The organism is Aestuariivirga sp., assembly GCF_965227715.1.
In the GTDB taxonomy this organism is placed as follows: domain Bacteria; phylum Pseudomonadota; class Alphaproteobacteria; order Rhizobiales; family Aestuariivirgaceae; genus Aestuariivirga.
The window spans coordinates 386,998-413,723 of the sequence record NZ_OZ245771.1 but is presented as its reverse complement, the minus strand read 5'-3'; the positions used below and the strand labels follow the sequence as shown (position 1 = coordinate 413,723).

Genomic DNA, 26,726 nt, shown 5'->3' with positions numbered 1-26,726 from the left:
CAGGCTATCCGGTTCCGGACATTCGCCATTCATCGCGCGCCACCGGAGCAGGGTTTCATGCGGCAACTGCATTTTCTACACATCGGAAAATGCGCCGGCACCTACATCAAGTCGCTTGCCGCCGTCATCAACGCCACGCGCAGCGATCTGCGCATCATCGCGCACCCCCATCACGTGACGCTTGCGCATCTTCCGCCGGGTTCTGAATATTTCTTCTCCGTCCGCGCGCCGGAAGCCCGCTTCCTCTCCGGCTTCTACAGCCGCAAGCGCAAGGGCCAGCCGCTCTACAACAGCGAATGGTCCCCCTCGGAGCGGATCGCATTTGGCTACTTCGAACACGCGAACGATCTGGCGGAAGCGCTCTTCACCGATGGTGCCGAGGGCAGCAGGGCCTTTGCCGCCATGAAGTCGATCGAGCATCTGGCGCGCGACCAGACGGATTATTTCCGCGGCCTCGGCTTCTTCCTCAGCCACTGGCCGCCGGTCTTCATCATCCGGCAGGAGCATTTCGAAGCGGATATGAGAGAGCTCTATGCGAGGCTGGGCCTCGAGGGCATGCCGCTACAGGTGGTGGACCCCACAACGAGCAAGCGCGCCCGCCATGGCAATGATTATTCCGCCGTGAAGCCCCTGTCGGACACCGCCCTTACCAATCTGCGCCGATGGTACGCGCAGGATGAGGAGTTGCTGCGCCAGTGCAATCGCTGGATTGCGCAAGCGGGGAAAGCCTGATGCCGCCGCCTGGCGGGCCTGAAGAGGTGCGGCTTCACATTGGTGCACACAAAACCGCGACCACCCATCTTCAGGACAATCTGGAGGCCCAGCAACGCGCGCTCATCGAAGGGGGCTGCCTCTATCTGCCGCGGGACCGGACGCGCAGTGCCGGCCTCCTGCGGGCGATCTTCGCAAATCACCTCAATGGAAATCCGCAGACGCGGAAGAGCAGCTTGGGTGAATTCCTCACCCTGCCGCCCGGCCTTCCGCGCCGCTTCCTTCTGTCAGAGGAAGATATTCTCGGAAGCGCTGTTGATCTTCTGACCGGCTTCTACCCGCATGCGCGCGCCCGCCTTCTGCCATTCGCAGGCATCACCAGGCCCGAAAGCAGACGGGTGTTTTTGAGTATCCGAAACTATGCGGATCTTCTGCCCTCCGTCTACAGCCAGGCCCTCAGGGACGGGAGCAGCACCATCACCTTCACCCAGCACCTGAACCGCTGGCTCGAAGCACCCCCCAGCTGGGTGGAACTGATCGAAACCATCGGAGACGTCTTAGGTCCCGCGAATGTCACGGTGTGGACGCTGGAGTTCTACCTCCGCAACCCCGCTGCCATTCTGCAGCGCGTGAGCGGCGTTGACGTGCCGGAGGTGAAGCACGGTATTCCGGGAGATACGACGCGCCTCACCGCTGGCGCCATCCGCCGCATCGAAGCGCTCGACCCCGCAATGAACCTCGCCCAGCGCCGCCAGGCCGCACAGCAGCTGATCGCGGAGGAACGGGCAGGGGAGCGCTATGACCCCCTCAGTGCCGAACAGAAAGCCATCCTCACCGCCCGCTACCAGTCAGACCTCGCCCGCCTGGCCGCACTCCCTGTCACCTTCCTCGGCTGACAGCCATTAACCACATCCGCTGACTCCGTTACCGCTCCAGGCCTTCGCGGACTTACACCTGAGTGATCCGAGCCGGAGGTCAGCACCCATGAGCACCGAACAGCCATCATCCAGCACCATCCAGTTCCGCGGCATGGACTGCAACCTCCTCGCCGACCAATACCGCCGCTACCGCGAATCCGGCATGCCCCAGCCCGAGCGCCAATCAATCGTGGAAGAGGTGGAAGACTGGGACTTCGAAGCGCCAGAACCGGAGCATGCCCTCACGTTGGTGCGCCGGGTATTTGAACGGCTGTTTGCATAGCGGGGCGGTTCTCGCAAACAACCTGCGATGCCCATCCCCGCCCACGACCCGCAGCATCACCAGAGAGCCGGCATGCGCTGCAGATCTGAAGTCTAGCTGCTATATCCCCATGACATAGCAACTGTCTCCAATGCATATAGTAACTGATATGCTTGGTTCCGCGGTTGCAGGGCCTGCTGCCCCCGCGCCAGCCGCTGAACCCCCGGCCGAAAATGCAGCCGGGCCGTTGTGATGCTGAAGGGGCGTGACTTGAACGGTGGCCGTAACTTTGGATTGCGCGACGGATGTTCCCGACCTTGCCGCCTCTGACAAAGCGGCTGCGACGATGGCGCGCCCAAATGAATCAAATGTGTGAACAGAAGCCACCAGCTTGTTCAACGCATCTTCCGTAGATTGGGGGGGATTGGCCTTTTTCGCCATCGATCTATCTCCTGTTCACATTTGCGCTGGAAGACGTATCGCCAGGAAACTTATACTCTGCTTGATACACAAGCAACCGCGCAGAACGGCCACAACAGGAAATCAACGCTCCGTCTTCCGCTACGTGCTCTGGCAGGACGATCAGACCCATTTCGCGGACTCACCGCAGGGCCACCCCGGTTTCAACAGACGGCGGCATATAGATAACTAAATGGCGGAGGGGGAGTCCGCCGCAGTATCGTCCGCAGTCATTCAGCGCCCTTCGTCTGCGTTTCTTAAAAATCCTTTATATTGAAGCATTGGAGCGCCTGCGTTCACTTGCGTTCATTCTTGATTGCTGCAATCCGGCGTTTCTGGTAGGACAATCGGTAGGACAACGGTTGGACAGACGGAGGTGCTGCAATGGCTGGAAAGCTTAATGCCCGCAGGGTGGAAACCCTAACCAAGCCGGGGCGCTATGCAGACGGAAACAACCTCTATCTTTTCATCTCCGCCAACGGCGGGAAGCGCTGGACCTTCTTCTATCGGTTGGGCAAGACCGCCGAGGGCAAAGAGGTGCGGCGGGAGATGGGCCTTGGCGGCGCGGCGCGGGGCCAGGTGTCGCTTGCCGAGGCACGGGAACGGGCACTGGAGGCGCGGCGGCTGCTCTCAGCCGGAGTTGACCCGCTGGAGCATCGGAAGGCCCAGGAAAAGGCCGGGCGCACCATCCCAGCATTCGGGACCTTCGCAGATGACTACATCAACAGCCACAAGCCCAAGTTCCGGAACGCCAAGCATGTCGCCCAGTGGGAGATGACCCTTGGCGAAGCTTACTGCCGGACCATCCGTACCAAACCCATCAATGAAATCGACACCGAGGCAGTTCTCTCGGTCCTCCAGCCGATCTGGAACAAGGTACCGGAGACCGCCTCACGGCTCCGGGGCCGGATTGAGAACGTCTTGGACGCGGCGCGGGCGCTGGGCTACCGCGATGGCCCGAACCCAGCAACATGGCGGGGCCACCTCAAGACCCTTCTCCCGGCCCGTCAGAAGCTCACCAGAGGCCACCATGCGGCACTGCCCTATGATGACCTCCCGGCCTTCATGGCCGACCTGAGGGCGCGGCAATCGACGGCAGCGCTGGCCATCGAGTTTTGCATCCTGACGGCTTCCCGGTCCTCCGAGGTGCTGAACGCCGAATGGAGCGAAATTGATGTGGAGAAGGCCATTTGGACCATTCCTCCCCAGCGTATGAAGGCGAGCCACGCCCACCGCATTCCCATGACGGACCGGGCGCTGGACATTCTGCGAAGCCTACCCAAGCTGCAGGGAAACCCGCATGTGTTCCCGGGCAACGCGAGAGGCAAGCCACTTTCCGGGATGGCAATGGCCATGCAACTCCGCCGCATGAAGCGGGACAGCATCACCGTACACGGTTTCCGGTCCACATTCCGGGACTGGGCTTCCGAACAGACTTCATTCCCACACGAGACCTGCGAACATGCACTGGCCCATCGTATCAGCGACAAGGCCGAAGCCGCCTACAGGCGCGGCGACCAATTCGAAAAGAGGCGAAAGCTCATGGAAGCTTGGACGGCATGGTGCGAACCGAAGTTCGCCACCAATGTGGTGGCCCTGCGTAGTAAAGGTTAACACCGACTATCTTATAGGTATAGGCGGAACTGCTTGAAAAGCGCGTGTAGTTTCCAGACCAATGGAGCTTCAGATGACGATTGTGGCGATTTGGCATGAGGCTGCCGATGATGCGCTCTGGGCAGTTGCAGACACAAGAATTTCCTTTCCGCTCCAATCAGGCGGCACCCAGGTTCGTACTGAGATAGGCGCAAAGCTGCTCCTGTTGCCCACCGTTTGTAGGCGAATTGCGACGCAAACCAACCTTTTTCCAGCTCCACATTTTTGGAGGACCTACGGGTTTGCATTTGCTGGAGACGTACTCCCAGCAATCTTGACGCATGCTCACGCGAGCACGTTTTTGCAGAACTTGGTCAATGTTACCACAGCCGATCCTCCCATGCTGAGAGAAGTTGCAGATATGGTCCGTAGGGTAGCCACGCGCGTTTCCCGCGAAATGCTCACGAATGATATGGCCTACGGCCGCTTTGAGTGCAGCATCTTCGGAGAGTGTCCGCATAGCAATAGATTCGAAGTCTACGGAATAACTCCGCTTACACGCCCCGACGACGAGTCAAAACTAGTTTGTAATGACCCTTATAAGGAAGGTTTGCCAATTCTCCTTGGTGACGCGAAAGAGCAATTCAACTTGGCGTATGAGCAATATCAGAGAGATGGCGACCCCGAAGGGCGGACGTTGCGTTTACCCAAGCGCGCGATAGAACGGATCATATCTGAAGGTGTCGGTACGGTAGGCGGGAGTTTGTCTATAGGGATGGTGTGCCACGCGTACGCCCTACACGAACGAAGCTTTCAGCTTTTGAGATGGCTGCAGCCAATTGAGAGAGGCAAGCCACAAGCAATTTGCACCTTCAATGGAATGGACGTGGACAGCGAAATTGGGCAAGTTGGTCCATGCATTATTGGTATGCTCGGAATGATTTAGGCGAGTAACAAATCAAGTTACTCTGGGCAGACCCGAAGGAGTGAAACGCGGAAGCATCACCGCTTTTCCAGTCGTTCGAATGGTGCGCGCAAAGGTGCGGCGATGAGCCAATGGAAGGAAATTCAACAATACTTGTCGTCAATTGAAAACCAGCCCCATCGGGCGACTACCATTTACGATGAACTTTTCGAGAAATACAGACGAGCGCAACGGCTTATCAGACTCATCACTGGCGGTCGCCCTACCTCCGATGCACGGGTAATGAGGGATGGAGTGATTGCGATTGCGGAGGAACACAGCCTCAATGTGTTCCAAGCGTTTCGACTGCTGCATCGATTGATACGTGTGCTCGGTGTCTATCAGGTGGAAGTGGCGTTTCAGACAGCGCCGATACCCTCCTCAGTTACCAAATCACTCTCCCATATTCGGGCATCAGTGGGTCGTATCGCCGTTTTCGCAAGTTCTGAAGCCACGGCGGACCGTCACGCTATGGACTATCTGGGACGTGCAGTGAGAAGGGTCGTTCGCGAACTTCCTACGGTACAGCAAGAAGCACTTGGAATTCAGTTCGAGACCAACAAAACCGCCGAAGGAGAGTTCAGCACGGACAATATACCCGAGTTTGTCCACAGGTGGTTCGCATTCGCTTCAACTATGCGGCTCTCCATCGCGTCAGAAATCGAGCGGCAGGTGGTTAAAACCCACAGCGAGACGGCTCTTGAGCACGAGAGTTGGAGCGGCCCGCTCTTCTTCAAAGGAGAGGAAGTCACGCCAATAGTTCGACTGATTGGCGGCACACTGCCGGAATTGTACGAAACGTTTTGCAAACTCCGGCTCACTCGCTCCCGATATACAGTTGCACCAGCAAATGACCCTGCAAAGGAAGGCCTTCAGGAGACGTTGGGTGTGAGATTCGTGCTGTCCTGTCTGTCAGTGATGCAAGTAGGCCCGTACTCGCTAGAGACAATTTCAAGATACAGGTCAAAGTTCCTAGCGGCCCTGCCCGCCGGATAGACGTCGTGAAAATTTCTTTCGGCGTCCAATAAGACAATCTCTCGGCGAGCCCCCATAACCTCGTGAGCCGGAGCGTTTTCCGGCGAACGCACCGGGCGATTCCCGGCTTGATACGGGGTTTACATGACCGAATTTGTTCCTTTCGTCTTGTCGGTTGCTGAGGCGGCACGTTGTGCAAATCTGGGGCGCACGTCTCTCTATGCCGCGATTGCATCCGGCATGCTCAAGACCCGGAAGGCAGGACGCCGCACCTTGATCGAGGTGACGGAGCTCCGCCGCTTCATCGAGAGCCTTCCTCTCACTGGCCGCAGCAACGATGCAGCCTGACAAAGAATTGCCCGGCGTTGCAGCGCCGGGCTTGTCCCGCTCCCGTCAACAATCTCAAGAGCTAATGACATGCAATTCATACTCCGAAACGCGACGCAGTTCAATGAAACACCGCTGGGGCACTGGGCGGAAGTCGAACGCCTCAAGAGCCTTCCTGTCGGCATCAGGGTACTTGCGCGACGCCGCCATCTCCCGATCTGGCGCGCGCTGGCCATCTCGGAAATCGCAGGCTTTGGAGGTCTCCATGACCGATAAGCTGACTGTCACAGCCCGCATCGTGCCGGACGGCCGCGCGTTCACCGTAACAGGTCGCCCGGCCGAAACTCTGTTGTCGCTAGTAGAAGCCGGACCGCGCGGCATCACCTCGCTGGAAGCGTTCCAGGCGGGCTGGGCAGTGCGGCTCGCAGCCTACGTCCACCGCCTCCGTACTGAGTGCGGCTTGGCCATTAAAACAAGCCGAGAGCCGCATCCTGGCGGAAGTCACGGGCGTTACATCCTCCAATCTCCTGTGGAATTGATGGAACGCTCGGAGCCAAGAGAACGGATGGCAGCATGACAGCAGAAGTTATCATTGCATCGTGGCCCAAGAACACGCGTGAGACCCTCGTGGTGAGGCTGGACATCTTCAGGGGGCAACCAATCGTTGACCTTCGCACTTGGTATGGGGGCGATGATGGCAAGCTCTTGCCGGGGCGGGGAGGATTGACTGTGTCCATCCGCCATCTCCCTGCGTTGGCGGAAGCCATACGCAAGGCGCTGGAGATTACCGGCGATTTGCAGTTCGAAGCCTTGAATGGCAAGCCGAACCAATAGGAACACGCTGGGCGGGGTTTCGGCTCCGCCCGCTATGCAACAGCCCAGAATCAAACATCGGCCCACAGAGGCGTCTAATGAGTCGGAAACACAATCGTACAGGAAGAACCCGCCATGCCGCGCGCTTCGTCATGCTCGAACACTACCTTCTGAACTCCCCTGCGTGGCGCTCGTTGTCGCTGGCGGCACGTCTGGCATTCATCGAAATGGCGCGCCTGTTTGTGCCCGGACGCAACGGACGTCTAGCCATGTCTGGCCGCATGCTCGCCGAAGCGCTGCCCATCTCCCGCGCCACGGCGGCCCGCGCGCTACAGGAGCTGACCGCCAGAGGCTTTATCGAGGCCGTCAAGCCGGGAGGATTCAATATGAAGGCAGGCGAGGGCCGGGCCACCGAATGGCGTCTCACGCTCCACAAGTGTGACGTGACAGGCGAGAGACCCTCTCGCGCCTTCATGCGCTGGCAAGACGGCAAAATTCATTTCACGGTCTCGCCAGAGAGCCAACCCGGTCTCACGGGAGGGCCACGTTTGGACGCTGCGCAACAATATTGCCGAAAGGTGGCTCTCTCATGAGACCGATTGAACGCCAGAGAACAAACTCCCGGTCTCACCAGAGAGCCGCATATAGATATCTACCATATGGGCACGACGTCAGGGCGCGCATGGAGCGGAGCCAAGGCGGAGCGCAGCGCAACGCGCGACCGGAATGATTCACAACCGGACCCGCGTCGGGCGCGGGCCTCAGCGAATTCAAGGAGCATCAAATGTCACAGACCAAGTCACCTCCCAAGCCAAGCGAACCCGTCAAGACGGACACACTGACAATTGGCGTCAGAGAGGGCGATGACGTGGACCTTCGATCAGCCGAGGTATTGTCGGGGCCGTTCGCAACAAACGCCATGGCTCTCAACAGGTTTGCGCGCGGCACCACGGGTGACGTCTCACTAGACAAGCTGGTGGAGGCGATGACCGCCAATGCAGACCGCGTGAAGAAAGGAGACATGCGAGACGTAGAGGCCATCCTCGTGAGCCAGGCGACTGTCCTCAACGGACTCTTTGCCGATCTGTTGCGCCGTTCCTCCATCAATTTCGGCGGCAGCTATTTCGACGCCGGAGAGCGCTATCTCAAGCTCGCCTTCAAGGCTCAGAACCAGGCACGGATGACGCTTGAAACGTTGAGCACCGTCAAGAACCCACCCGTCATATATGCCAAGCAGGCGAACATCGCGAACGGTCCGCAACAGGTAAACAATGGGACGAAACTCACGACGCGCGCGGAAGTAAATGAAAGTCGGTCAAACAAACAATTAGAGGCTTGTAATGAAAAGGCGATGGACAGCGGAGCAGCGGAAAGCACAGTCGCTGGCAATTCGGCGATGGCGACCTTGGGAATCAGCGACAGGGCCAAGAACGCTCGAGGGAAAGGCAGCCGTCGCTAGAAACGCATTCAAAGGCGGACAGGTAGCGGGGATGCGGCGATACGTGAGGATATGCCGGGAATTCATTACAGAGTGCGGGGGATACCTTAGGTCTGACACTCCAGACGCGTACTAGATCAGCGACGCGCACGGCACCCTAAAATGTCTGCCCTTGAGTAAACTCGCCATTATTGCTATGGAGGCGTAAATGGACGTTCACTATGTCGAAGCCTTGGAAACACTGAGGCAATTAACCCTTCAGCTTATGCTTATTGCTGCGGGCGTGTTTGGCGTGGTCGGAGGCTTTGTAAGTTCTTCAGACAAAGCCTTTGTAAGGAAATGGGTGCTTGCTACCGGGTTACTGTGTTTTTCGCTCAGTGCTCTGATGGGGTACATTCTGCACGGTGCGATAATCAGTCTCTTGTATGCGAATAAATTCGATCCGTTCAACAACGTGCTCGTCTATTCTGGTCTTATACAAATTGTTCTTTTCACGGTGGGTGGTGTGACTTTCACGTGGTTCACAATAGCAAACATCAAGCAAAAGTGAGAGACAAGTAGTTATGCGACGGGCATAGTTTCCACTATTTGCAGCGTATTTATTCTTTTTTCAAGTTGATGCTCCATTCGCTCAAGAGACGCTTGAGTTTAGGAAGCCCAGTTTTACCCTGACAAAGACGCAAGAAGCTTACGTAGCTGCTGTTGTCGACATTCTGCAGCAATGGGAATCGGGCAAGATTATCATCCGCAAAACTGAAGAGGTTTCTCAGCAGTTCGAACAGAGACTGGCCCTATATCAAGCTCGCCAAGAAAGTGGCGATATCGAACAAGTCATCCCGCAAAGTTTCATATTACAAAACTGGGAAAAACTCCCGGAGACTATCACTCCAAGTATTCCACTTTCTCCGGGAGCGTACATGAGCATTATGGCCAATGTCGTAGACGCCTCCGATGAATTACAGCGTCAAGGTATAGAACCCGGCGAACTTTACGAGGCGTTGCAATATTCGCTATACTTAACGCTGGGTGGTGCTCAACTGGATGCGGGATTGAGAAACCAGACTAGCGTAGATGCAATAACGTTAAAGCGAGCCGGAGTAAGGTTCTTTTCACTCGGTTGGCCTTTCTGTTGTGCCGATGAGTAGCGCACAATAGCCGGTTGGCAGGAGCAACAGAAACATCGTCAGCCAGTCGTGGAAAAGTTCCATCAACGATGCATGGTAGGACAATCGGTAGGACAGGATGTCGCGCCGTTCCAAAAAACATCTAAATATCAAATAATTAGAATCGATTAATGGCGGAGGGGGAGGGATTCGAACCCCCGGAGGGTTTGACCCCTCAACGGTTTTCAAGACCGCCGCAATCGACCGCTCTGCCACCCCTCCAGGTGCCGGCGAAGGCGATGCTTCCTAGCAGCCTTCGCGCGGCATCTCAATGGTGGTTCAATCGGCGTAGCTCGGGTCCTCGGCGTCGAGGATTTCCTTCATTTCGGCGAAGTGGGCCTGGAACTGGTCGCGGTCGGATTCCCATTCCTGAGCGGTCTTTTCGGCCACGGCGCCAGACATGACGTGAAGCTTCTGGCCGGTGGAATAGGCCAGGATCAGGTTGCGGCAGGCACGTTCCAGGTAATAGGTGAGGTCGAAGGCCTCGGCCACCGTTGCGGCGCAGACGAGCACGCCGTGGTTTCCCATCATCATGATCTGCTTGTTGCCGAGGAGGCTCCCTAGGCGGTCACCCTCGGCGTCGGTGTTGGCCATGCCGCCATATTCCATGTCAACCGCGATCCTGTTGTAGAAGCGCGCGGTGTTCTGGTCGATCGGCAGCACCTCGGGGTTGGCGAGCGAGGCCAGTGCCGTGGCATAGGGCGGATGCAGATGGATGATGCAGCGCGCCTGCGGAACATTGGCATGCATGCGGCCATGGATAGACCAGGCGGTGAGGTCCGGCGCGTCCGGGCGGTCCATCGTCGAGGGATCGGCCGAATCCAGCAGCATGAGGTCAGAGGCGCGGATTTTCGAGAAATGCTTCCAGCGCGGGTTCATGAGGAATTTCTTGCCGTCGGCCGAGACCGCAAGGCTCAGGTGATTGGCCACCGCCTCATGCCAGTCAAAGCGCACCGCCAGCCTGAATGCTGCCGCAAGGTCGACACGCAATTGCCATTCGTCGGTTTCAACAGTTTTCGCCGTCTTGAGCGTCGCGAGGTTCCCCATCATAATCTCCTGTGCTGAGGACGGTGACGATAACCCTTCCCCTTCACCCCGGCAATCGGGCAAGATCGGGTAAGGGCGCATGGCGGCAGTGCGGAGGTGGCGGGAATGCGGAACGTGGCAGTGGCGGCAGCGGCTTGCGCCGTGGTGGCGGTAACGGGACTTTCTGGCCCCGCGCGCGCAGGTGACAAGGCAACGGGCGTCTGGCGCATGTCCAACGGCAAGGTGACGGTGCGCGTCTCCTCCTGCGGTGCCAGGCTGTGCGGAACGGTCGTCGCCCTCAAGAAGCCGCGTGATGACAAGGGCCGCCCGCGGCTCGACAAGGAAAACCCCAACCCGTCGCTTCGGCGCCGGCCGGTCGTGGGCCTCACCATCCTGTCCAACATGCAGGCCGCGGGTGATGGTTATTGGACCGGCACAATCTACAATCCCGATGATGGCAACACCTATTCCTCGAACATGAAACTGCAGGGCTCCCGCACCATGACGGTCAATGGCTGCGTGGCGGGCGTCTTCTGCAAATCCATGAAGTTCATCCGCGTCGACTGAGCTGGAGCATCCATGCGTTTTCCCGCAACTGTCCTGACCGCCCTCCTGCTGGCCGCCTCACCCGCCGCCGCCCAGGCGCTGCAGGACCTTCCTTTTGACAAGCAGCTAACGCTCGCCAAGGTGGGGGACGTCGACGCGCAATATGAGGTGGGGCTCGCCTATGAGAAGGGCGACGGCGTGAAGCTCGATGAGGCAGAGGCTGCCCGCTGGTTCCGCCAGGCCGCCCTTCAGGGCAATGTCGACGCGCAATATCATTTGGCCCGCCTCGTCTCGCGCGGGGCCAAGGGCCTGAAGCAGGATCCGGGCACGGCCCTGAAACTCTATCAGGATGCCGCCGCCAAGGGCTATGCCCCGGCGATGGATGCGCTGGGCCAGTGCTACCAGCTGGGCAAAGGCACCGACATTGATCTCGCCAAGGCCGCCGACTGGTATCAGAAAGCAGCGGACCTGAAGCTCGCCGATGCGCAGAACAATCTCGGCATGCTTTACCTTGAAGGGAAGGGCGTCTCGCGGGATCTGATCAAGGCCTTCCGCCTGTTCGAAGGCGCAGCCTCGCAGAAGGACCCGTGGGGTCTCAACAATCTTGGCGGCATGTATGAAATGGGCTGGGGTGCCCCCACGGACAAGACCAAGGCGCTCGATCTCTATCAGCAGGCACTCGCCGCCGGCAATGGCAAGGCCCAGCAGAATGTGGACCGGCTGCAATCCAAACCCGCCGCAACGGCGGACTAGCCGACACCCGGCAACCTTCTCTTAACCATACTTCCCAACCCTCCGTTTACGCTCCCGGCGCAAAGTCGTGGACCTCGGGACTCGAATGCGCCACGGGGGCAGCATCAAGCCTGGTCAGGCGGAGTGGGTGAGTATGGTGCGTGTGATGCGGAACGCGGTGGTGCTCGTCGCCATGGGCCTGGCGATTGCCGGTTGCGCCCATTCGAACAAGCAGACGAACCGCGATCCTTTCGCGGGCACCGGCAGCCCCATCTATCCCGGCAAGGGTCCGGTTCCGTGGGGCGGCGGTCGCTATTTTGTCGGCAAGCCCTATCAGGTTGCGGGCCGCTGGTTCGAGCCCAAGGAACAGCCGAACTATGACAGGAAAGGCACCGCCTCCTGGTATGGCGAGGCCTTCAACCGCCGCAAGACCTCCAATGGCGAATGGTTTGACATGAACCGCTTAACAGCGGCCCACGCCACACTGCCGCTGCCCAGCTATGTGAAGGTCACCAATCTCGAGAACGGCCGCGAGATCGTGGTGCGCGTCAATGACCGTGGCCCCTTCGTCAACACCCGCGTGCTGGATGTCTCGAAACAGGCGGCCCTGGCACTCGGCTACAAGGACAAGGGCACGGCCCAGGTGCGCGTCCAGTATATCGGCCCCGCACCCTTGAACGACAATGGCGGGCATCTCGTCGCCATGAACAAGGAGCTCGCCCGCGGCACGCCGATGCGCAGCATGATCGCCGCCGCAGACCGGCGCAAGGGCAGGGCACCGGCGGATACCGTCATGGTGGCAGAGGTGAAGCCCGTGAAGAAGCAGCCTGTGCTGGAGACAGTCGCCTATGTCGCGCCCGCTGAACCGGCAGCGCCCATAACCGCGGAGCCCGCGCCTCTGGCCGAAATCAATTATTACATTCAGCTCGGTTCCTTCGGGGATGGTGCCAACGCCGCCCGCGCGCGGGACCAGTTCTCCGCCGTCTGGCCCGTGCAGTTCATCGAACTCTCGGGCGCCTCGGGGCCTGTCTACCGCGTCCGCTTAGGCCCCATCACCGATGGGAACGACGCCCAGACGGCCTTGGTCGATGCTCAGTCCGCCGGCTACACAGATGCCCGCCTGATCAAGACGCAATCCGTCCAGGCCTCGCTGCAATAGGCCAAGGGCTCAAGCTTCGGGGGCCACGCCCAACCCGCGTTGATTTCCGCGCCGAAGGCTTCTAGCTTGGAGCGATGATGCCGGTACGTCGCGTAATCTGTTTCGTCCTTCTCGCCTGCTTGCTGCTGGGGCAGGCGGCTGCGCCAGGCTTGGCGCAGACCAAGGCGGATGACGTCTATGAGTCAAAGGCCCGCCAGGCGATCCTGATTGATGCCCGCACCGGCCGCGTTCTTTATGAGAAGGATGCCGACGCCGCCATCCCGCCGGCCTCCATGAGCAAGCTGATGACCATGATCATGGTCTTCGAAGCGCTCAAGGCCGGAAAGCTCACCCTCGATCAAACCTTCAAGGTCAGCCAAGATGCCTGGAAACGTGGCGGCGCCTCGTCCGGCGGCTCCACCATGTATGCTGAGCTCAACTCGGACATCCGGCTGGAAGACCTCATCAAGGGCGTCATCGTCCAATCCGCCAATGATGCCTGCATCGTGATCGCAGAAGGCATGGCGGGAAGCGAGGCCGCTTTCGCCGAACAGATGACGAGGCGCGCCCATGAGCTTGGCGCCACCAACGCCACATTCAAGAACGCCACGGGCCTTCCCGATCCGGACCACAAGATGAGCGTGCGGGACCTCGCCATCCTCGCGCGCTACATCATCAATAATTTCCCGGAATACTATAAGTACTATTCGATCCCCGAATTCACCTGGAACAAGATCCGCCAGGACAACCGCAATCCGCTCCTTAAGGATTATCCGGGGGCTGACGGCATGAAGACCGGCTACACCAAGGAAGCAGGCTACGGCCTCATCGGCTCCGCTGCGCGCGATGGCCGCCGCCTCATCATGGTGATCGCCGGCCTCAAGAGCATCAACGAGCGCCGCCAGGAAGCCCAAAGCCTGCTGGACTGGGGCTTCCGTCAGTTCCGGCCCGTTGATGTCTATGCCAAGGGCGCCAGGGTGGGCCAAGCCCGGGTCTGGGGCGGAACCGCCCGCAGCGTGCCGCTTCTCGCCGCCGATAACGTCCGCGTGGCCCTGACCCCGCAGGAGCAGGAATTGGCTGAGGTGAAGCTCGCCTACAGCGGCCCCTTGATCGCCCCGGTGGCGGAGGGCCAGCAAGTGGGCTCCGTCCGCTTCATTGTCGATGGCATCACCGTGGCGGATGTGCCGGTCGTCACCGCCGCCGCTGTTGCGGAAGATTCCTCCATGTGGTCCCGCGCAATCGACTCGCTGTTCATCATGGCCTTCGGCAGCTAATCTCTCCGCATCATGCCGCCAACATCCACCCCACACATTCGCCCCTCCCCAAGAGGGGGAGGGAAAAATAATCTGGCGAAATCATGCCGGTTTCACATTCCCTCTCCCTCGTGGGAAGGGGTGGGGGGCTGGCGGGGCAGCACCTTTCGCATATGAGCGGGCTCTTCATTACATTCGAAGGCGGCGAAGGCTCCGGCAAGTCCACGCAGATCCGCCTCCTCGCCGCGCGGCTTCAGGCCGGGGGCAGGGACGTGCTGGTCACGCGGGAGCCGGGTGGCACGCCCGAGGCGGAGGCCATCCGCGCGCTGCTCGTTTCCGGGGATGTCGCCCGGTGGACGCCCACATCCGAAGCGCTCCTCAATTATGCCGCGCGGGAACAGCATCTGGAGCAGGTGATCCGCCCCGCCCTGGCGGCAGGGCAAACCGTGCTGTGTGACCGCTTCATGGATTCAACCCGTGCCTATCAGGGCTATGCCGGTGGCTGCCCGCCAGGCTTCATCGATGCGCTGGAGCAATCCGTGGTCGGCTCCACGCGGCCTGGCTTGACCCTGATATTCGATCTGGACCCCGCCATTGGCCTCGCCCGCGCCCGAAGCCGGGGCGATCACCAGGCGGAGGACCGTTATGAGCGAAAGGGCCTCGCCTTCCACCAGAGCCTCCGCCAAGGCTTTCTCGAGATCCAGCGGCAGGACCCGCAGCGCTGCCGCCTGATCGATGCCGCGCAGGCTGTGGACAGCGTTGCCGATCAGGTCTGGTCCGCCGTCGCCGGTGTCCTCTGATGGCGGAGGATTTCAAGGACCCGCGTGACGTTGCCTGGCACCCGCGCCGCGCGGCGGAGCTTGTGGGCCATGCAGAGGCTGAAGCGCGGCTCCTTCAGGCGCATCAGTCCGGCAAGCTCCATCACGCCTGGCTGATTTCGGGGCCAAGGGGCATCGGCAAGGCAACGCTCGCCTACCGATTTGCGAAATTCCTCCTGCAGGTGCCCTCCGCCGAAAAGGCCCGTTCCCACGCCTCGCTCTATATCGCGCCGGAAACCCCGGCCTTCCGCCAGGTGTCGGCAGGGGCGCATCCGGGGCTGCTCGTTATCGAGCGCGCGGTCGATCCGCGGGCCAAGCGCCTCAAGACCGAAATCGCCGTGGACGATGCGCGGGAGGCGCAAAATTTCTTCGGCCAGACGGCAGGTGCCGGTGGATGGCGGGTGGCAATTGTCGATGCGGCGGATGAGCTCAACACGGCCTCCGCCAATGCGCTCCTGAAGCTCGTCGAGGAGCCACCCAAACAGTCGGTGTTCCTCATCGTCTGCCATCAGCCGGGCAGGCTCCTTCGCACCATCCGTTCGCGTGCCCTGCATCTGGGGCTTGCCCCTCTCGCCACCAGCCAGACGCTGGAGGTGCTCGAGGGTCTGCCGGCGGGTGCGGTCGAGGCGGGAGGAGGGGCGCTCACCCAGGCCGCTGAACTTTCGCGCGGCAGCCCCGGCCGGGCGATGGAGCTGATCGGCTCCCGCGGAGCTGCGGCCTTTGCCGAATTCCTGAAGCGCTCCAAGCTGTCCCCGGCCACGGCCGTCGAGATCGCGGCCGCGTTCTCGGGCCGCGAGTCGGCTGAGGATTATTTCATCTTCTGCGAACTGCTGGTGGGCTGGACGGCGGAGCAGGCCCGCGCTGCAGGCCTTCACGGCCGGGGCGAGGCGCTGGCCCGCGCCCATGACGACATCAACGCTTCCCTCCGCCAATCGGATGCCCTAAACCTCGACCGCCGCCAGACGGTCACCGATGCGCTGATGCGCCTCGAAGAGGCTCTGAAGGCCTCCTGAACACCAAGACAAGAAGCGCCATGTCGAAACCAAAATTCTACATCACCACCGCCATCCCCTATGCCAATGGCGCCCCCCACATCGGCCACGCTTATGAGCGGATCGCGACCGATGCCATTGCCCGTTTCAAGCGGCTGGATGGCTATGACGTGCTGTTTGTCACCGGCATGGATGAGCACGGCCAGAAGATGCAGCAGACGGCCGCTCGGGAAGGGATAACGCCCCAGGAGCTCGCTGACCGCACCGCTATCCAGTTCGAGCAGATGGGCGAGGATCTGAACGCCCGCGCCGATGACATTCTGCGGACGACGGAGCCGCGCCACAAGGAGTCCGTGCAGGAAATCTGGCGCCGCATGGCCGCAAACGGGGACATCTACCTGTCCAAGTATTCCGGCTGGTATTCGGTGCGGGACGAAGCCTATTACGCCGAGGACGAGATCGAGGAGCGCGACGGCCGCCGCTTCGCCCTCAAGACCGGCACGCCCGTGGAATGGGTGGAGGAGGAGAGCTATTTCTTCCGGCTTTCGGCCTATGCGGAGAAGCTGCTGGAGCTTTACGAAAAGCGCCCGGATTTCATCACGCCGGAGAATTACCGCAACGAGATCGTGGCCTTCGTGAAGCGCGGCCTCAATGACCTGTCGATCTCGCGGACCACCTTCGACTGGGGCGTGCCCGTGCCGGATGATCCCAAGCACGTGATGTATGTCTGGGTCGATGCGCTCACCAACTATCTCTCCGCCACCGGCTTCCCGGACGCCCATGCGCCGCGCGCCGGTTTCTGGCCCGCCAATGCCCATGTGATCGGCAAGGACATCACCCGCTTTCACGCCATCTACTGGCCGGCCTTCCTGCTCTCAGCCGGCCTCGCCGTGCCGGAGCAGATCGTGGTCCACGGCTTCCTGTTCAGCCGCGGCGAGAAGATGTCGAAGTCGGTTGGCAATGTGGTGGCCCCGGCGGATCTCGTCCGCACCTATGGCGTGGACCAGACCCGCTATTTTTTCCTGCGGGAAGTACCCTTCGGCCAGGACGGCAACTACAGCCATGAGGCGATCGTCAACCGCATCAACGCGGACCTCGCCAATGATCTGGGCAACCTCGCCCAGCGCTCGCTCTCAATGATCGCCAAGAACTGCGGCGGCAAGGTTCCGGACATCGGGCCCCTGTCTGAGGCAGACCGGGAGATCCTCGAAGCCGCCGGCCGCATTCATGCTGAGGCCCGGGCCGCCCATGACACCCACGCCATCAACAAGGCGCTCGATTCGATCTGGCGGGTTGTGGCGGACGCCAACCGCTACTTTGCGGGCCAGGAACCCTGGGCGCTGAAGAAGACCGATCCTGCCAGGATGGGCACCGTCCTCTATGTGACGGCTGAAGTCCTGCGCATCATTGGCATCATGTCGCAACCTTACATTCCGTCTTCGGCAGCGACACTTTTGCAGCTTCTTGGCATCGAAGGTAACCGGAGTTTCATCGACCTGGCAACGCCGCTGGTTCCCGGAACGCAGCTTCCCGCACCTCAACCCATCTTCCCGCGCTACGTGGAAGACGAGGTCCAGGTCTGATCATGCTGGTCGTTGACAGTCATTGCCATCTTGATTTCGAGGGCATGGAAGAGAACCTGCCCGGCGTTCTGGCCCGCGCCGAAACCGCTGGGGTGGGTCTCATGGTCTCGATTTCTTCACGCGTCAAAGGCTTTCCGAACCTCAGCCGCATTGCAGATGAAAACCCCAATGTTTTCTGTACGGTAGGCACCCATCCTCATAACGCGCACGAGGAATTGGGCGTGCCTGCGGAGGAGCTGGTCAGGCTCGCCCAGCACCCCAAATGCGTCGGCATCGGAGAAGTGGGGCTCGACTATCACTATGACCTGAGCCCGAGGGACGCGCAGGCCACGAACTTCCACATCCATATCGACGCCGCACGCCGCAGCGGCCTGCCGCTGGTCATCCACAGCCGGGAGGCGGAGGAAGACACCATCGCAATTCTGGAGGAGGAGATGGCAAAGGGCCCCTTCGTGCCCTTGCTCCATTGCTTCACTTCGAAGCGCCAACTTGCTGATTCAACAGTGAAAATGGGAGGATACGTCTCGTTTTCTGGCATCCTGACCTATAAAACCGCGGAAGACATCCGCGAGACAGCCGCATCCCTTCCGCTGGACCGGATCATCGTCGAAACCGATTCCCCTTATCTTGCCCCGGTCCCTTATCGCGGTAAGTCCAATGAGCCCGCCTTTGTAGTCAAGACCTTGGAAACGCTTGCGAAAATTCGTGGCCTCTCGACCGAGGAGATGGCCCGCGTAACGAGTGACAATTTCTTCCGTCTGTTTTCCAAGGTACCGCGACCGGAACGGTTCAAGACTGCGGCATGAGCAGCAAGATCACCATCCTCGGCTGCGGCTCCTCGGCCGGCGTTCCCCGTATCGGAAATGACTGGGGCCAGTGTGACGCTTCCGACCCTCGTAACCGCCGGCGCCGCTGTTCGGCCTTGGTGACACGCACCGGTGGAGGCGGGGAAACTCGTGTTCTTATCGATACTTCGCCTGACCTCCGCGAGCAGATGCTGAGCTCCGGGATCAGCGATATCGATGCCGTTCTCTACACACATGAGCATGCCGACCACACCCACGGCATTGACGATCTGCGCGCCTTCTATCTTCTCAAGCGGAAGCGCGTAGAAGTGTGGGCCGATGATGCCACGGGCCGCATGCTAACCACCCGCTTTGCATATTGTTTTTATTCCGCACCCGGTAGCGATTACCCGCCGATCTTGAACCTCAACGCGATGGAACCACGAAAGCCGGTGACCATCACAGGGGCAGGGGGCCCGGTCACCGCTCTGCCCTTCCAGGTTCACCACGGCACCATTGATGCCCTAGGCTTCCGCATCGGCGGCATGGCCTATACGCCCGACATTGATGGCGTTCCGGAGCAAAGCGTTTCAGCCTTGCAGGGCCTTGATTTATGGGTGGTTGATGCCCTCCGGCGCACGCCGCACCCCAGCCACTGGAGCCTGCCGCAAACGCTGGAATGGGTCGCTCGCGTGAAGCCAAAACGCACTGTTATCACCAACATGCATGTCGACCTGGACTTCGCCACGCTCGCAAAGGAACTTCCCGCTGGGGTGGAACCGGCCTATGATGGTTTCGACCTTCATTTCTGACCGTGGGGCGGACCATGTTGAAATCCTTTGCGGCGAGCATGGCCTCGCTGGCGATTCTTGCCGGACCGGTTCTGGCGCAGTCGACCTGCGATCCCGCTAAGCTCTCCTCCGCCATTGACCGCTATGCCGCGGAGCCATTCAGCGCCAGAACCTGGCGCGTTCTCAACGGCTTGGGCGATCCGATGCTTGACCCAGCACCGTCCGATGCCGATACTTGGGCGCTGCAGGAGCAATGGAAGAAACTCGCGGCCGAAATTCTTCCCGCCAGCCAAAGCCTGCAGGATGTGAGCTGGAGCTGCCGCATCGGCTATCCACTCTCGGTGCTGCAAAAGCGCATCGACCAGCTCGGCAAGGACCACCCCTATGTGAAGCAGTGGCTGATGGTGCAGGAGCAGGTTCTGCGCGCCTGCACCAGCGAGGACGGCCAGATCTCGCTTCCACCGCCATTGGGTGACGATGCCGCCTTTGCCAATCGCCAGAAGGCCGACCGCGCCTATCAGGACGCTTCGATCGCCTTCTACCGTGACAAGGAGAAGGCCATTCCGATGTTCAGGGCGATCGCCCAGTCCAACTCCATCCACCGGGCGGCCGCGGCCTATAACGTCGCGAACTTGCTGGCAAACGCGAAGCAGCCCGCGGAGGCCCGGAAACAGGCTGAGGCCATTCTCGCAGATCCCACGTTGGCCTCCGTCCACGGGATCACGCAGGAGCTTCTCGGCTACATCGCCAATCAGGAAGATACGGCCGAAGGCTGGACTGGGCTGATCGACGGGGATATCGCCGTGATCGAAACGCCGGCGGACAAGATCCTGTCTAGCGAAGACCTCAAACGCCAATATGCGGCAGCGCTTTACGATATCGACTTCGTCGGCATTCGGGCCAAGGACGGGGATTGGTGGTTGGACGGAATCCTGCCCGAAAACCCAACGATTTCAAAGTCACTCGTGGATGCCTCCCGCCAACACCCGATGGCGCTGTGGATGATGGCGGGGCAATCCGCCAATGCGAAATTCCAGTCAGCTCCCTGGAGCCTGATCGGCGACAAATGGCAGACCCGCATGTCGGACTATGTGGGCAAAGCGCTCGCCGTGCAGCCTTCGGGCGGTCAGCTCAAAGGTCCCGCGCTCGACATGTTGAAGGCACTCTCCGCCAAGCCGGATGATGCGACACGGGCCGAAATCTGGTCAAAAGCCAGATCCGCCATGGACTTAGCGGAGAAGAGCTGCGGTGAGGCGCCGGAGACCGCAGCGGCCGGCTTTCTGCTGAACCACGCCGTGCGCCTCTCCGCACTGTCCGGACATTATGAGGAGGCCAAAGAGGGTCTTCAGTCAGTGCCTTTCAAGACGTCCCGGGCCTATTCTGCAGGCGCTCTCTATGGCCTGGCGCAATATCTGGCGGGGCAGGGCAACACGGCGGAAGCGCGGACGCTTCGCGACAAACTCATCACGCCGGAGCTTCTCGCAGGCCTTGCCAGCGGTGACGATGTGCTTGATCGCAATCGGTTTTCAGCTCTGCTGGCACTGGTAGCCGAGGATGAGGCACACTGGAAGGATGCGGTTCTCAGGAACAGCGATCCAGGCTCCGATATCACGTTCAATTTCCTGCCGGTGAAGACGCTCTGGGCGCTGGCGGAGGACACGGGCTTCAGCCAGCAGGACCGGGCGCTGTTTGCGCGGGCGGCATGGACGAGAGACTATGGGCTGCAACGCAAGGTAGACGGACCACACCTCGATCTGATGCTTGGGCTCAACCCTGAAATCAAAGCAATCGCGGACAAGGTGAAGGCGGATTATCCGGACATCTCCCCCCGGAATCAGCGGCTGTTAACCATATTGCGGAGCCCGCCGCATAATATCCTGGTCTCCATGCCGGGCGACTGGATGAACGAAAGCATCAAGCCCGAGAGCTTCACCGAGATTGACGGCTGGAACCCCAACGACAAGAATTGGTGGTGCCCCTTCGAAACCGACCGCCAGCTTGGCGCATTGCGGAAACAGGCCAATGATGTCAATGGGTTGGAAGACGACGGCGGCTACCAGATCAAGCGTCTGGGAGACGTTTACGACCCGGCGCTGGTGCCGCAACTGGACGCCAATCGCGACAAGGTCCTGAAGGCGCATCCCATGATCGATGCGACGGATTGGAAGGAGCTGCGCGCGCTCAGCCGCATGGCCCAGGGACCGGAGCGTCTGTCGGACGCCGCCATCCGCTGGGGCAAGGCCTCCAAGGGCCAGGACGGCGCGCCGGAGGCACTGGCGCTGGCCGTGAGGACGACGCGTTATGGTTGCAATTGGCACGGGAGCCATGAGCGGTATTCGAAGGCGGCACAGCAGCTGCTGGCGACGAAGTTCAAAGGCACCAGCTGGCAGCAGCAGACGCCATATTGGTTCGGCTGCCGGCGCACGGAATGGAACAAGGACTTCACAGAGAAGGTAACGACCTGCGAGCCCAAGACCTGGCCGAAGCAGGCGCCGCTGAACTGAGGGAGATTGTACGGATTTCAGCCCAAACCATTGACAGGGGCTGATTTTCTGCCAATCCAATATACGCGTTTATATGCCATAATATATATTATGCGAATGACACCACGAGCTGGCAGGATGCGTTACGCTGCACTCCGGCCGATCGGAATGATCTCCTTTGCATCGGGTTTGTAGGCTCCGCCCTGCCAGTCGCCGAGCCATTTGTCGACTGCGAGACCGGCCTCCGCGATGCGTTGGGCGATGTCTTTTTTCGGTGCAAAACGGATGCGGGACGTAGCAGTCCGGAGCATTTTGGAAGCAGTCCGGTAGCTGGTTTGGTAGGTCACAATTTGCGCCAGCGGATCGTAGCTGACATCGTTCCAGGCGGTGACCCGCCCGTGGGGCTCCAGCTCGAAGACGCGCTCGGAACGTGCGGGCACCCACTCCCGCCATTCCTCCCGTGCGGGGTTGCGGGAGTCGAAGATGAAGCGGCCGCCGGGGGCCAGGTGTGCCGCAATCGTTTCACACAGTGCCCGCTGATCGGCGTCGGTGAGGAAGCACTGGAAGGCATGGCCGGTGAGGAGGATGAGGTCGAAGCGGCGCCCGAGGCGGACGGTGCGGGCATCGGCCTCAACCCAGGTGACACGGTCTCCCCCTTCCCGCCTGCGCGCCACCTCAAGCATGGCAGCAGCGGGATCGACCCCCCACACGTCGCGCGCGACCCCCAGAGCGGCGGGCAAAAGCCCCGTGCCGCAGCCGAGGTCGAGAACGGATTTTGCATCCGCCGCCAGCGCCACACAGAAGCGCGTATCCTCGCGCCAGCCATTCTCGGCATCGTAGAACTGGACGAGGGCTGGATCGTGGAAGAGCTGGTCCTGCATGGCCTCATGGCTAGTCGAAATCCGATAGATCGGGTAGTGCCTTGTTCATGAGCCAGAATCCTGTCAACCCCGCCACGATGGACCCCCGCAAGATCGAGACGCTGCGCGCCATCATGAAGGCGCTCAGGACGCCGGTGACCGGTTGCCCCTGGGACCTCGAACAGACATTCGAGACGATCGCGCCCTATACGATCGAGGAAGCCTATGAGGTGGCGGATGCCATCCAGTCAGGTTCCCGGGCGGAGCTCTGCGAGGAGCTGGGCGACCTGCTGCTGCAGGCCGTCTACCACGCGCAGATGGCGGATGAGGAAGGGAGTTTCACCTTCGACGACGTGATCGCGGCGGTGAACGCCAAGATGATCCGCCGCCACCCGCATGTGTTCGGCGATGATGAGGCGCGCTCGGCAACTTTGGCCAAGGGCTTCTGGGAGGACCGGAAGGCGGAGGAGCGGAAGCTGAAGCCCCAGCAGGGTACGCTGGCCGGCATTCCCAGCGCCCTCCCCGGCCTTACCCGCGCGGTGAAGCTGCAGGCCAAGGCCGCCAAGGTCGGCTTCGACTGGCCCTCGGTCGACAATGTCTATGACAAGATTTCCGAGGAAGTGGCCGAGTTCCGCGAGGCGCCGGACGAGAAGAAGGCCGAGGAATATGGCGACCTGCTCTTCGCCATGGCCAATGTGGCGCGGCACCTGGGGATCGACCCGGAGGCAGCGTTGCGCGGAACCAACGCCAAATTCGAACGCCGCTTCGCCCATATCGAGGCCAGGCTGGCGGAGGCGGGGAAAGAGCCGAAGGAGTCGAACCTCGCGGAGATGGACGGTCTCTGGGACGAGGCGAAGCGGCTGGGGAAGTAGAGTTCGCTGGATGCGGTGAAAGGGCCTCGCCCGGCTGTTCACTCCCTTTGGGCCATGAGGTGCGGGAAAGCTGGATCCCAGCCTTCGCTGGGATGACGGCATTTCGGGAGCGGCGGAAACTCCTACTCCGCCGCCACCTTCTTCTTCCCCAGCAGCTTCATCGCGGACCCGAAGCGGGATTGGGCCTGGCCTGCGACGTCGGAGGCGAGTCTCACCTTCATGAGGACGCGGCCGTCTTCGTGGCTGCGGCGGCTGAGGACTTCGCCGCGTTCATGGAGCCAAGCCTGGCCCTGGCCGTCTTCGGCACCGAGCAGGATTTCATAGATGGTGTCGCCCGCACCCAGGCGGCCTTCGACAAGCTCGAGGAGCGGTTCCAGCCCCTCGCCCGTGACGGCGGAGACAAGCACGCAGCCGGGCTTCCTGAGGGCCTGCGCCTCGCGCGCGGCACGCTCTTCAGGGGGCAGCAAATCGAGCTTGTTCCAGACTTCGATGATGCGGGAACGGCGAAGATCATCGATCCCCAATTCGGCCAGCACGCGGTTCACATCCTCCGACTGGGCATCTGTATCCTCATGGGCGATGTCACGCACATGGAGGATGATGTCCGCCGAGAGCACCTCTTCCAGCGTGGCGCGGAAAGCGGCGATCAGGGAAGTCGGGAGATCTGAGATGAACCCCACCGTGTCCGACAGGATGATCTTGCGGCCGTGATGCAGCTCGATCACCCGCATGGTGGGATCGAGTGTCGCAAAGAGCAGATCCTTGGCGAGAACACCGGCACCGCTCAGACGGTTGAAGAGCGTCGACTTGCCGGCATTGGTGTAGCCCACCAGCGCCACCACCGGATAGGGCACGCGCGCCCTGCCCTTACGATGAAGCGCTCGGGTTTTCTTGACCGACTCGAGCTGCCTTTCGATGCGGCTGATGCGCTCCTGAATGAGGCGGCGGTCCGCCTCGAGCTGGCTTTCGCCGGGGCCCCCTAAGAAGCCGAAGCCGCCACGCTGGCGCTCCAGATGGGTCCAGGAGCGGACGAGGCGGCTCTTCTGGTATTCGAGATGGGCGAACTCCACCTGGAGCGTGCCCTCACGCGTGGAGGCGCGGCGGCCGAAGATCTCGAGGATGAGTCCGGTGCGGTCCAGTACCTTGGAGCCCCAGGCCGTTTCGAGGTTGCGCTGCTGGATGGGCGAGAGCTGGGCATTGACGACAACGAGTTCAGCCTCGGTAGCCTTCACCTGCTCCGCGATCTCCTCAACCTTGCCGCTTCCCAGGAGGGTTGCGGGCTTGGGCGCGGTGACGGGGGCAATGATCTCACCCACGATCTCAAGATCGATTGCCTGCGCGAGGCCCACAGCCTCCTCCAGCCGGGCGCTGACCGCACGCTCAGAGGTGGGAGGCGCGCCGCGGTCACGCCTGTCCACGTGGAGCACGATGGCGCGTGTGGCCTGCTTGCCTTCAATCTGGAAATCGACGCCGCCGCCCGTTCCACTCTTCCTGCGCGTGCTCAACCGCCTGCCTGCTCCTCATCGAACAGGCTGATCGGCCCGCCCGGCATGATTGTCGAAATCGCATGCTTGTAGACAAGCTGGGACATCCCGTCCCGGCGCAGCAATACGCAGAAGTTGTCAAACCAGGTGATCACACCCTGAAGTTTAACGCCATTCACGAGGAACACCGTCACCGGAATTTTCTGCTTGCGAACGTGGTTGAGAAACGTGTCCTGCAAGTTCTGCTGCTTTTCTTGGGCCATCTTTTTTTCCTGATCTCTTGTTGGGCCATGCCGGCTTCGCCAGCCTATCACGATTTGCATTGCTGCAAAATTTCACAGTTCCGTGTCTTCCTCATTCCGGCCTGCGAGGCCCAGGAGCTTGATCTTCCGGTGAAGCGCGGATCTCTCCATACCTATGAATTGAGCCGTCTTGGAAATGTTCCCGCCGAAGCGGCCGAGCTGGGCGGTAATATAGTCCCGCTCGAAGGCCTCACGCGCTTCCCGCAAGGGGTGAATGAGCAGATGCTCGATGCCGAACGTGGCCGCCGCCGCCCCTGCTCCGCCGGTATCGGAGGGCAGCATGGCGGCGTTGATCTCGCCCGCCCCTTCGCCACTGGCAAGGATCAAGATGCGCTCCACATTGTTCCGGAGCTCACGCACATTGCCGGCCCATTCCCGCGTCTGGAGCACCGCAATCGCATCCTCCGCAAACTTCCGGACGGGCTGGCCCGAGGCCGAGGAATAGCTCTTGGAGAAGTGCCCGATGAGGTCCGGGATGTCTTCCCGCCGCTCGGCAAGCCCCGGCACCTGGACTGGAACCACGCCCAGCCGGTGATAAAGATCCTCCCGGAAGCGGCCGACGGTGATGAGGCTGGGCAAATCCCGGCTGGTGGAAGAGACGACCCGGATATCGACCTTGACCTTTTTGGCGCCGCCTACGCGCTGGAAGGTCTGATCGACCAGAACGCGGAGCACCTTGCCTTGGGTTTCGAGCGGCATGTCCGCCAGCTCATCGATATAGAGCGTGCCACCATGGGCTTCTTCAAGGGCACCCACGCGCCTTGTGGCACCGGTGCCGTCCTCCACACCGAAGAGCTCTTCCTCCATGCGCTCTGGCGCCATGGCAGCGGCAGACAGCGTGACGAAGGGCCCGGGCGCGCGGAGCGACAGGGCGTGAAGCGTCCGCGCCGCGAGCTCCTTGCCGGATCCCATGGGCCCTGTGATCAGCACGCGGCTGTTGGACGGTGCGATCTTCTTCAAAAGCTGGCGGAGCTGGCGCATGGCGGCTGAATTGCCGAGGAGCTCGGTTTCCGCCCCGGACCTGCCCTTCAGATCTTCATTCTCGCGCTTCAGCCGCGAGGTTTCGAGTGCCCGGCCGACGACCAGGATGAGGCGGTCCGCCTTGAACGGCTTCTCGATATATTCATATGCGCCGCGCTTGATGGCGGCGACGGCCGTTTCGATATTGCCGTGGCCCGAGATGATGATGACGGGAACCTCCGGGTGCTTCTCCTTGATGATGTTGAGAAGATCGAGCCCGTCAAGCTTCGAGCCCATCAGCCAGATATCGAGGATGATGAGCGAGGGCCGGCGCTGCGCCACTTCCGCCTGTGCGGCATCGGAATTATGCGCGAGACGCGTTTCATAGCCCTCGTCTTCCAGGATCCCGGCGATCAATTCCCGGATATCCGCCTCGTCATCGATGATGAGGATGTCTGCAGCCATTCAACCAACCTGTA

29 protein-coding genes and 1 tRNA gene are annotated in these 26,726 nt (G+C 60.9%); 24 read left to right on the top strand and 6 right to left on the bottom strand.

Annotated elements, in window-relative coordinates:
• Window positions 1–57: 57 nt before the first annotated feature.
• The 13 genes from ACO06F_RS01970 (at window position 58) to ACO06F_RS01910 (ending at window position 9,009) form a co-directional block, all read left to right on the top strand.
• Window positions 58–732 (top strand): hypothetical protein, encoded by a 675-nt coding sequence (locus ACO06F_RS01970; protein WP_421695024.1) that lies wholly within the window; start codon window positions 58–60, stop codon window positions 730–732.
• On the top strand, window positions 732–1,607 hold the full coding sequence (locus ACO06F_RS01965; protein WP_421695023.1) for a hypothetical protein: 876 nt from the start codon (window positions 732–734) through the stop codon (window positions 1,605–1,607). Before ACO06F_RS01970 ends, ACO06F_RS01965 begins: the two co-directional genes overlap by 1 nt.
• 88 nt (window positions 1,608–1,695) lie before the next feature.
• On the top strand, window positions 1,696–1,911 hold the full coding sequence (locus ACO06F_RS01960) for a hypothetical protein (protein WP_421695022.1): 216 nt from the start codon (window positions 1,696–1,698) through the stop codon (window positions 1,909–1,911).
• Between the two features lie 822 nt (window positions 1,912–2,733).
• Window positions 2,734–3,963, top strand: coding sequence for a tyrosine-type recombinase/integrase (locus tag ACO06F_RS01955; protein ID WP_421695021.1), 1,230 nt, complete (start codon window positions 2,734–2,736; stop codon window positions 3,961–3,963).
• A gap of 73 nt (window positions 3,964–4,036) precedes the next feature.
• Window positions 4,037–4,888 (top strand): hypothetical protein, encoded by an 852-nt coding sequence (locus tag ACO06F_RS01950; protein ID WP_421695020.1) that lies wholly within the window; start codon window positions 4,037–4,039, stop codon window positions 4,886–4,888.
• Window positions 4,889–4,990: 102 nt separating this feature from the next.
• Entirely contained in the window at window positions 4,991–5,902 is a 912-nt protein-coding gene (locus ACO06F_RS01945) for a hypothetical protein (protein ID WP_421695019.1), read from the top strand.
• 123 nt (window positions 5,903–6,025) lie between these two features.
• Window positions 6,026–6,229 (top strand): helix-turn-helix domain-containing protein, encoded by a 204-nt coding sequence (locus tag ACO06F_RS01940; RefSeq protein WP_421695018.1) that lies wholly within the window; start codon window positions 6,026–6,028, stop codon window positions 6,227–6,229.
• Between the two features lie 69 nt (window positions 6,230–6,298).
• Complete coding sequence (locus tag ACO06F_RS01935; protein WP_421695017.1) at window positions 6,299–6,484, top strand: hypothetical protein; 186 nt, start codon at window positions 6,299–6,301, stop codon at window positions 6,482–6,484.
• Entirely contained in the window at window positions 6,474–6,785 is a 312-nt protein-coding gene (locus ACO06F_RS01930) for a winged helix domain-containing protein (RefSeq protein WP_421695016.1), read from the top strand. Before ACO06F_RS01935 ends, ACO06F_RS01930 begins: the two co-directional genes overlap by 11 nt.
• Window positions 6,782–7,042: a transcriptional coactivator p15/PC4 family protein gene (locus ACO06F_RS01925; RefSeq protein WP_421695015.1), complete on the top strand. Its 261-nt coding sequence runs from the start codon at window positions 6,782–6,784 to the stop codon at window positions 7,040–7,042. Before ACO06F_RS01930 ends, ACO06F_RS01925 begins: the two co-directional genes overlap by 4 nt.
• Window positions 7,043–7,119: 77 nt before the next feature.
• Window positions 7,120–7,614, top strand: a complete 495-nt coding sequence (locus ACO06F_RS01920) for a hypothetical protein (protein WP_421695014.1) — start codon at window positions 7,120–7,122, stop codon at window positions 7,612–7,614.
• A gap of 191 nt (window positions 7,615–7,805) precedes the next feature.
• Window positions 7,806–8,480: a hypothetical protein gene (locus ACO06F_RS01915; protein ID WP_421695013.1), complete on the top strand. Its 675-nt coding sequence runs from the start codon at window positions 7,806–7,808 to the stop codon at window positions 8,478–8,480.
• Between the two features lie 187 nt (window positions 8,481–8,667).
• Window positions 8,668–9,009, top strand: a complete 342-nt coding sequence (locus tag ACO06F_RS01910) for a hypothetical protein (RefSeq protein WP_421695012.1) — start codon at window positions 8,668–8,670, stop codon at window positions 9,007–9,009.
• Window positions 9,010–9,754: 745 nt separating this feature from the next.
• Here the strand turns inward: ACO06F_RS01910 and ACO06F_RS01905 are convergent.
• Both ACO06F_RS01905 and ACO06F_RS01900 read right to left on the bottom strand, forming a co-directional pair.
• Window positions 9,755–9,844, bottom strand: a tRNA-Ser gene (locus ACO06F_RS01905).
• Between the two features lie 57 nt (window positions 9,845–9,901).
• Window positions 9,902–10,672, bottom strand: a complete 771-nt coding sequence (locus ACO06F_RS01900; protein WP_421695011.1) for a class II aldolase and adducin N-terminal domain-containing protein — start codon at window positions 10,670–10,672, stop codon at window positions 9,902–9,904.
• Window positions 10,673–10,774: 102 nt separating this feature from the next.
• On the opposite strand from ACO06F_RS01900, the gene ACO06F_RS01895 reads away from it, so the two are divergent.
• The 10 genes from ACO06F_RS01895 to ACO06F_RS01850 all read left to right on the top strand — a co-directional run bounded on the left by ACO06F_RS01895 (window position 10,775) and on the right by ACO06F_RS01850 (window position 21,790).
• Entirely contained in the window at window positions 10,775–11,215 is a 441-nt protein-coding gene (locus ACO06F_RS01895) for a DUF2147 domain-containing protein (RefSeq protein ID WP_421695010.1), read from the top strand.
• A 12-nt stretch (window positions 11,216–11,227) separates the two neighbouring features.
• Complete coding sequence (locus ACO06F_RS01890; protein WP_421695009.1) at window positions 11,228–11,947, top strand: tetratricopeptide repeat protein; 720 nt, start codon at window positions 11,228–11,230, stop codon at window positions 11,945–11,947.
• A gap of 133 nt (window positions 11,948–12,080) precedes the next feature.
• The gene (locus tag ACO06F_RS01885) at window positions 12,081–13,085 is read left to right on the top strand and encodes a septal ring lytic transglycosylase RlpA family protein (RefSeq protein ID WP_421695008.1); all 1,005 of its coding nucleotides are present in this window, start codon (window positions 12,081–12,083) and stop codon (window positions 13,083–13,085) included.
• A gap of 74 nt (window positions 13,086–13,159) precedes the next feature.
• On the top strand, window positions 13,160–14,338 hold the full coding sequence (locus ACO06F_RS01880; protein ID WP_421695007.1) for a serine hydrolase: 1,179 nt from the start codon (window positions 13,160–13,162) through the stop codon (window positions 14,336–14,338).
• Between the two features lie 83 nt (window positions 14,339–14,421).
• A complete protein-coding gene (gene tmk, locus ACO06F_RS01875) occupies window positions 14,422–15,117 on the top strand; it encodes a dTMP kinase (RefSeq protein WP_421695006.1) in 696 nt (231 codons plus the stop codon).
• Window positions 15,117–16,148 carry a DNA polymerase III subunit delta' gene (locus ACO06F_RS01870; RefSeq protein WP_421695005.1) on the top strand — a complete coding sequence of 344 codons (1,032 nt, stop codon included), beginning with the start codon at window positions 15,117–15,119 and terminating at the stop codon, window positions 16,146–16,148. Before tmk ends, ACO06F_RS01870 begins: the two co-directional genes overlap by 1 nt.
• Window positions 16,149–16,168: 20 nt before the next feature.
• A complete protein-coding gene (gene metG, locus ACO06F_RS01865; RefSeq protein ID WP_421695004.1) occupies window positions 16,169–17,710 on the top strand; it encodes a methionine--tRNA ligase in 1,542 nt (513 codons plus the stop codon).
• A 5-nt stretch (window positions 17,711–17,715) separates the two neighbouring features.
• Complete coding sequence (locus tag ACO06F_RS01860; RefSeq protein WP_421696601.1) at window positions 17,716–18,516, top strand: TatD family hydrolase; 801 nt, start codon at window positions 17,716–17,718, stop codon at window positions 18,514–18,516.
• Entirely contained in the window at window positions 18,513–19,307 is a 795-nt protein-coding gene (locus ACO06F_RS01855) for an MBL fold metallo-hydrolase (RefSeq protein ID WP_421695003.1), read from the top strand. Before ACO06F_RS01860 ends, ACO06F_RS01855 begins: the two co-directional genes overlap by 4 nt.
• A gap of 14 nt (window positions 19,308–19,321) precedes the next feature.
• Window positions 19,322–21,790 carry a hypothetical protein gene (locus ACO06F_RS01850; RefSeq protein ID WP_421695002.1) on the top strand — a complete coding sequence of 823 codons (2,469 nt, stop codon included), beginning with the start codon at window positions 19,322–19,324 and terminating at the stop codon, window positions 21,788–21,790.
• Window positions 21,791–21,912: 122 nt separating this feature from the next.
• On the opposite strand, the gene ACO06F_RS01845 is transcribed toward ACO06F_RS01850, so the two are convergent.
• Entirely contained in the window at window positions 21,913–22,650 is a 738-nt protein-coding gene (locus ACO06F_RS01845) for a class I SAM-dependent methyltransferase (protein ID WP_421695001.1), read from the bottom strand.
• A gap of 77 nt (window positions 22,651–22,727) precedes the next feature.
• Here ACO06F_RS01845 and mazG point away from each other — a divergent pair, with 77 nt between their 5' ends.
• Window positions 22,728–23,501, top strand: a complete 774-nt coding sequence (mazG, locus tag ACO06F_RS01840; protein WP_421696600.1) for a nucleoside triphosphate pyrophosphohydrolase — start codon at window positions 22,728–22,730, stop codon at window positions 23,499–23,501.
• 122 nt (window positions 23,502–23,623) lie between these two features.
• Here mazG and hflX read toward each other — a convergent pair whose 3' ends face one another.
• From hflX to ACO06F_RS01825, 3 genes are all read right to left on the bottom strand, one after another.
• The gene (hflX, locus tag ACO06F_RS01835) at window positions 23,624–25,006 is read right to left on the bottom strand and encodes a GTPase HflX (RefSeq protein WP_421695000.1); all 1,383 of its coding nucleotides are present in this window, start codon (window positions 25,004–25,006) and stop codon (window positions 23,624–23,626) included.
• Window positions 25,003–25,248 (bottom strand): RNA chaperone Hfq, encoded by a 246-nt coding sequence (hfq, locus tag ACO06F_RS01830; RefSeq protein ID WP_111198540.1) that lies wholly within the window; start codon window positions 25,246–25,248, stop codon window positions 25,003–25,005. The genes hflX and hfq overlap by 4 nt, the downstream gene beginning before the upstream one ends.
• A 72-nt stretch (window positions 25,249–25,320) precedes the next feature.
• A complete protein-coding gene (locus ACO06F_RS01825) occupies window positions 25,321–26,712 on the bottom strand; it encodes a sigma-54-dependent transcriptional regulator (protein ID WP_421694999.1) in 1,392 nt (463 codons plus the stop codon).
• Window positions 26,713–26,726: the final 14 nt, after the last annotated feature.

Excerpts from the sequence above, each read along its gene's own strand:
- ACO06F_RS01890 (WP_421695009.1), top strand. The coding sequence starts at position 11,228 with ATGCGTTTTCCCGCAACTGTCCTGACCGCCCTCCTGCTGGCCGCCTCA.
- ACO06F_RS01970 (WP_421695024.1), top strand. The coding sequence starts at position 58 with ATGCGGCAACTGCATTTTCTACACATCGGAAAATGCGCCGGCACCTAC.
- mazG (WP_421696600.1), top strand. The coding sequence starts at position 22,728 with ATGGACCCCCGCAAGATCGAGACGCTGCGCGCCATCATGAAGGCGCTC.
- ACO06F_RS01960 (WP_421695022.1), top strand. The coding sequence starts at position 1,696 with ATGAGCACCGAACAGCCATCATCCAGCACCATCCAGTTCCGCGGCATG.
- ACO06F_RS01915 (WP_421695013.1), top strand. The coding sequence starts at position 7,806 with ATGTCACAGACCAAGTCACCTCCCAAGCCAAGCGAACCCGTCAAGACG.
- ACO06F_RS01900 (WP_421695011.1), bottom strand. The coding sequence starts at position 10,672 with ATGATGGGGAACCTCGCGACGCTCAAGACGGCGAAAACTGTTGAAACC.
- ACO06F_RS01955 (WP_421695021.1), top strand. The coding sequence starts at position 2,734 with ATGGCTGGAAAGCTTAATGCCCGCAGGGTGGAAACCCTAACCAAGCCG.
- tmk (WP_421695006.1), top strand. The coding sequence starts at position 14,422 with ATGCCGGTTTCACATTCCCTCTCCCTCGTGGGAAGGGGTGGGGGGCTG.
- ACO06F_RS01945 (WP_421695019.1), top strand. The coding sequence starts at position 4,991 with ATGAGCCAATGGAAGGAAATTCAACAATACTTGTCGTCAATTGAAAAC.
- ACO06F_RS01965 (WP_421695023.1), top strand. The coding sequence starts at position 732 with ATGCCGCCGCCTGGCGGGCCTGAAGAGGTGCGGCTTCACATTGGTGCA.
- ACO06F_RS01895 (WP_421695010.1), top strand. The coding sequence starts at position 10,775 with ATGCGGAACGTGGCAGTGGCGGCAGCGGCTTGCGCCGTGGTGGCGGTA.
- hfq (WP_111198540.1), bottom strand. The coding sequence starts at position 25,248 with ATGGCCCAAGAAAAGCAGCAGAACTTGCAGGACACGTTTCTCAACCAC.
- ACO06F_RS01925 (WP_421695015.1), top strand. The coding sequence starts at position 6,782 with ATGACAGCAGAAGTTATCATTGCATCGTGGCCCAAGAACACGCGTGAG.
- ACO06F_RS01870 (WP_421695005.1), top strand. The coding sequence starts at position 15,117 with ATGGCGGAGGATTTCAAGGACCCGCGTGACGTTGCCTGGCACCCGCGC.
- ACO06F_RS01885 (WP_421695008.1), top strand. The coding sequence starts at position 12,081 with ATGGTGCGTGTGATGCGGAACGCGGTGGTGCTCGTCGCCATGGGCCTG.
- ACO06F_RS01910 (WP_421695012.1), top strand. The coding sequence starts at position 8,668 with ATGGACGTTCACTATGTCGAAGCCTTGGAAACACTGAGGCAATTAACC.
- ACO06F_RS01855 (WP_421695003.1), top strand. The coding sequence starts at position 18,513 with ATGAGCAGCAAGATCACCATCCTCGGCTGCGGCTCCTCGGCCGGCGTT.
- ACO06F_RS01930 (WP_421695016.1), top strand. The coding sequence starts at position 6,474 with ATGACCGATAAGCTGACTGTCACAGCCCGCATCGTGCCGGACGGCCGC.
- ACO06F_RS01845 (WP_421695001.1), bottom strand. The coding sequence starts at position 22,650 with ATGCAGGACCAGCTCTTCCACGATCCAGCCCTCGTCCAGTTCTACGAT.
- ACO06F_RS01825 (WP_421694999.1), bottom strand. The coding sequence starts at position 26,712 with ATGGCTGCAGACATCCTCATCATCGATGACGAGGCGGATATCCGGGAA.
- metG (WP_421695004.1), top strand. The coding sequence starts at position 16,169 with ATGTCGAAACCAAAATTCTACATCACCACCGCCATCCCCTATGCCAAT.
- ACO06F_RS01880 (WP_421695007.1), top strand. The coding sequence starts at position 13,160 with ATGATGCCGGTACGTCGCGTAATCTGTTTCGTCCTTCTCGCCTGCTTG.
- ACO06F_RS01935 (WP_421695017.1), top strand. The coding sequence starts at position 6,299 with ATGCAATTCATACTCCGAAACGCGACGCAGTTCAATGAAACACCGCTG.
- ACO06F_RS01920 (WP_421695014.1), top strand. The coding sequence starts at position 7,120 with ATGAGTCGGAAACACAATCGTACAGGAAGAACCCGCCATGCCGCGCGC.
- ACO06F_RS01950 (WP_421695020.1), top strand. The coding sequence starts at position 4,037 with ATGACGATTGTGGCGATTTGGCATGAGGCTGCCGATGATGCGCTCTGG.
- ACO06F_RS01850 (WP_421695002.1), top strand. The coding sequence starts at position 19,322 with ATGTTGAAATCCTTTGCGGCGAGCATGGCCTCGCTGGCGATTCTTGCC.
- ACO06F_RS01940 (WP_421695018.1), top strand. The coding sequence starts at position 6,026 with ATGACCGAATTTGTTCCTTTCGTCTTGTCGGTTGCTGAGGCGGCACGT.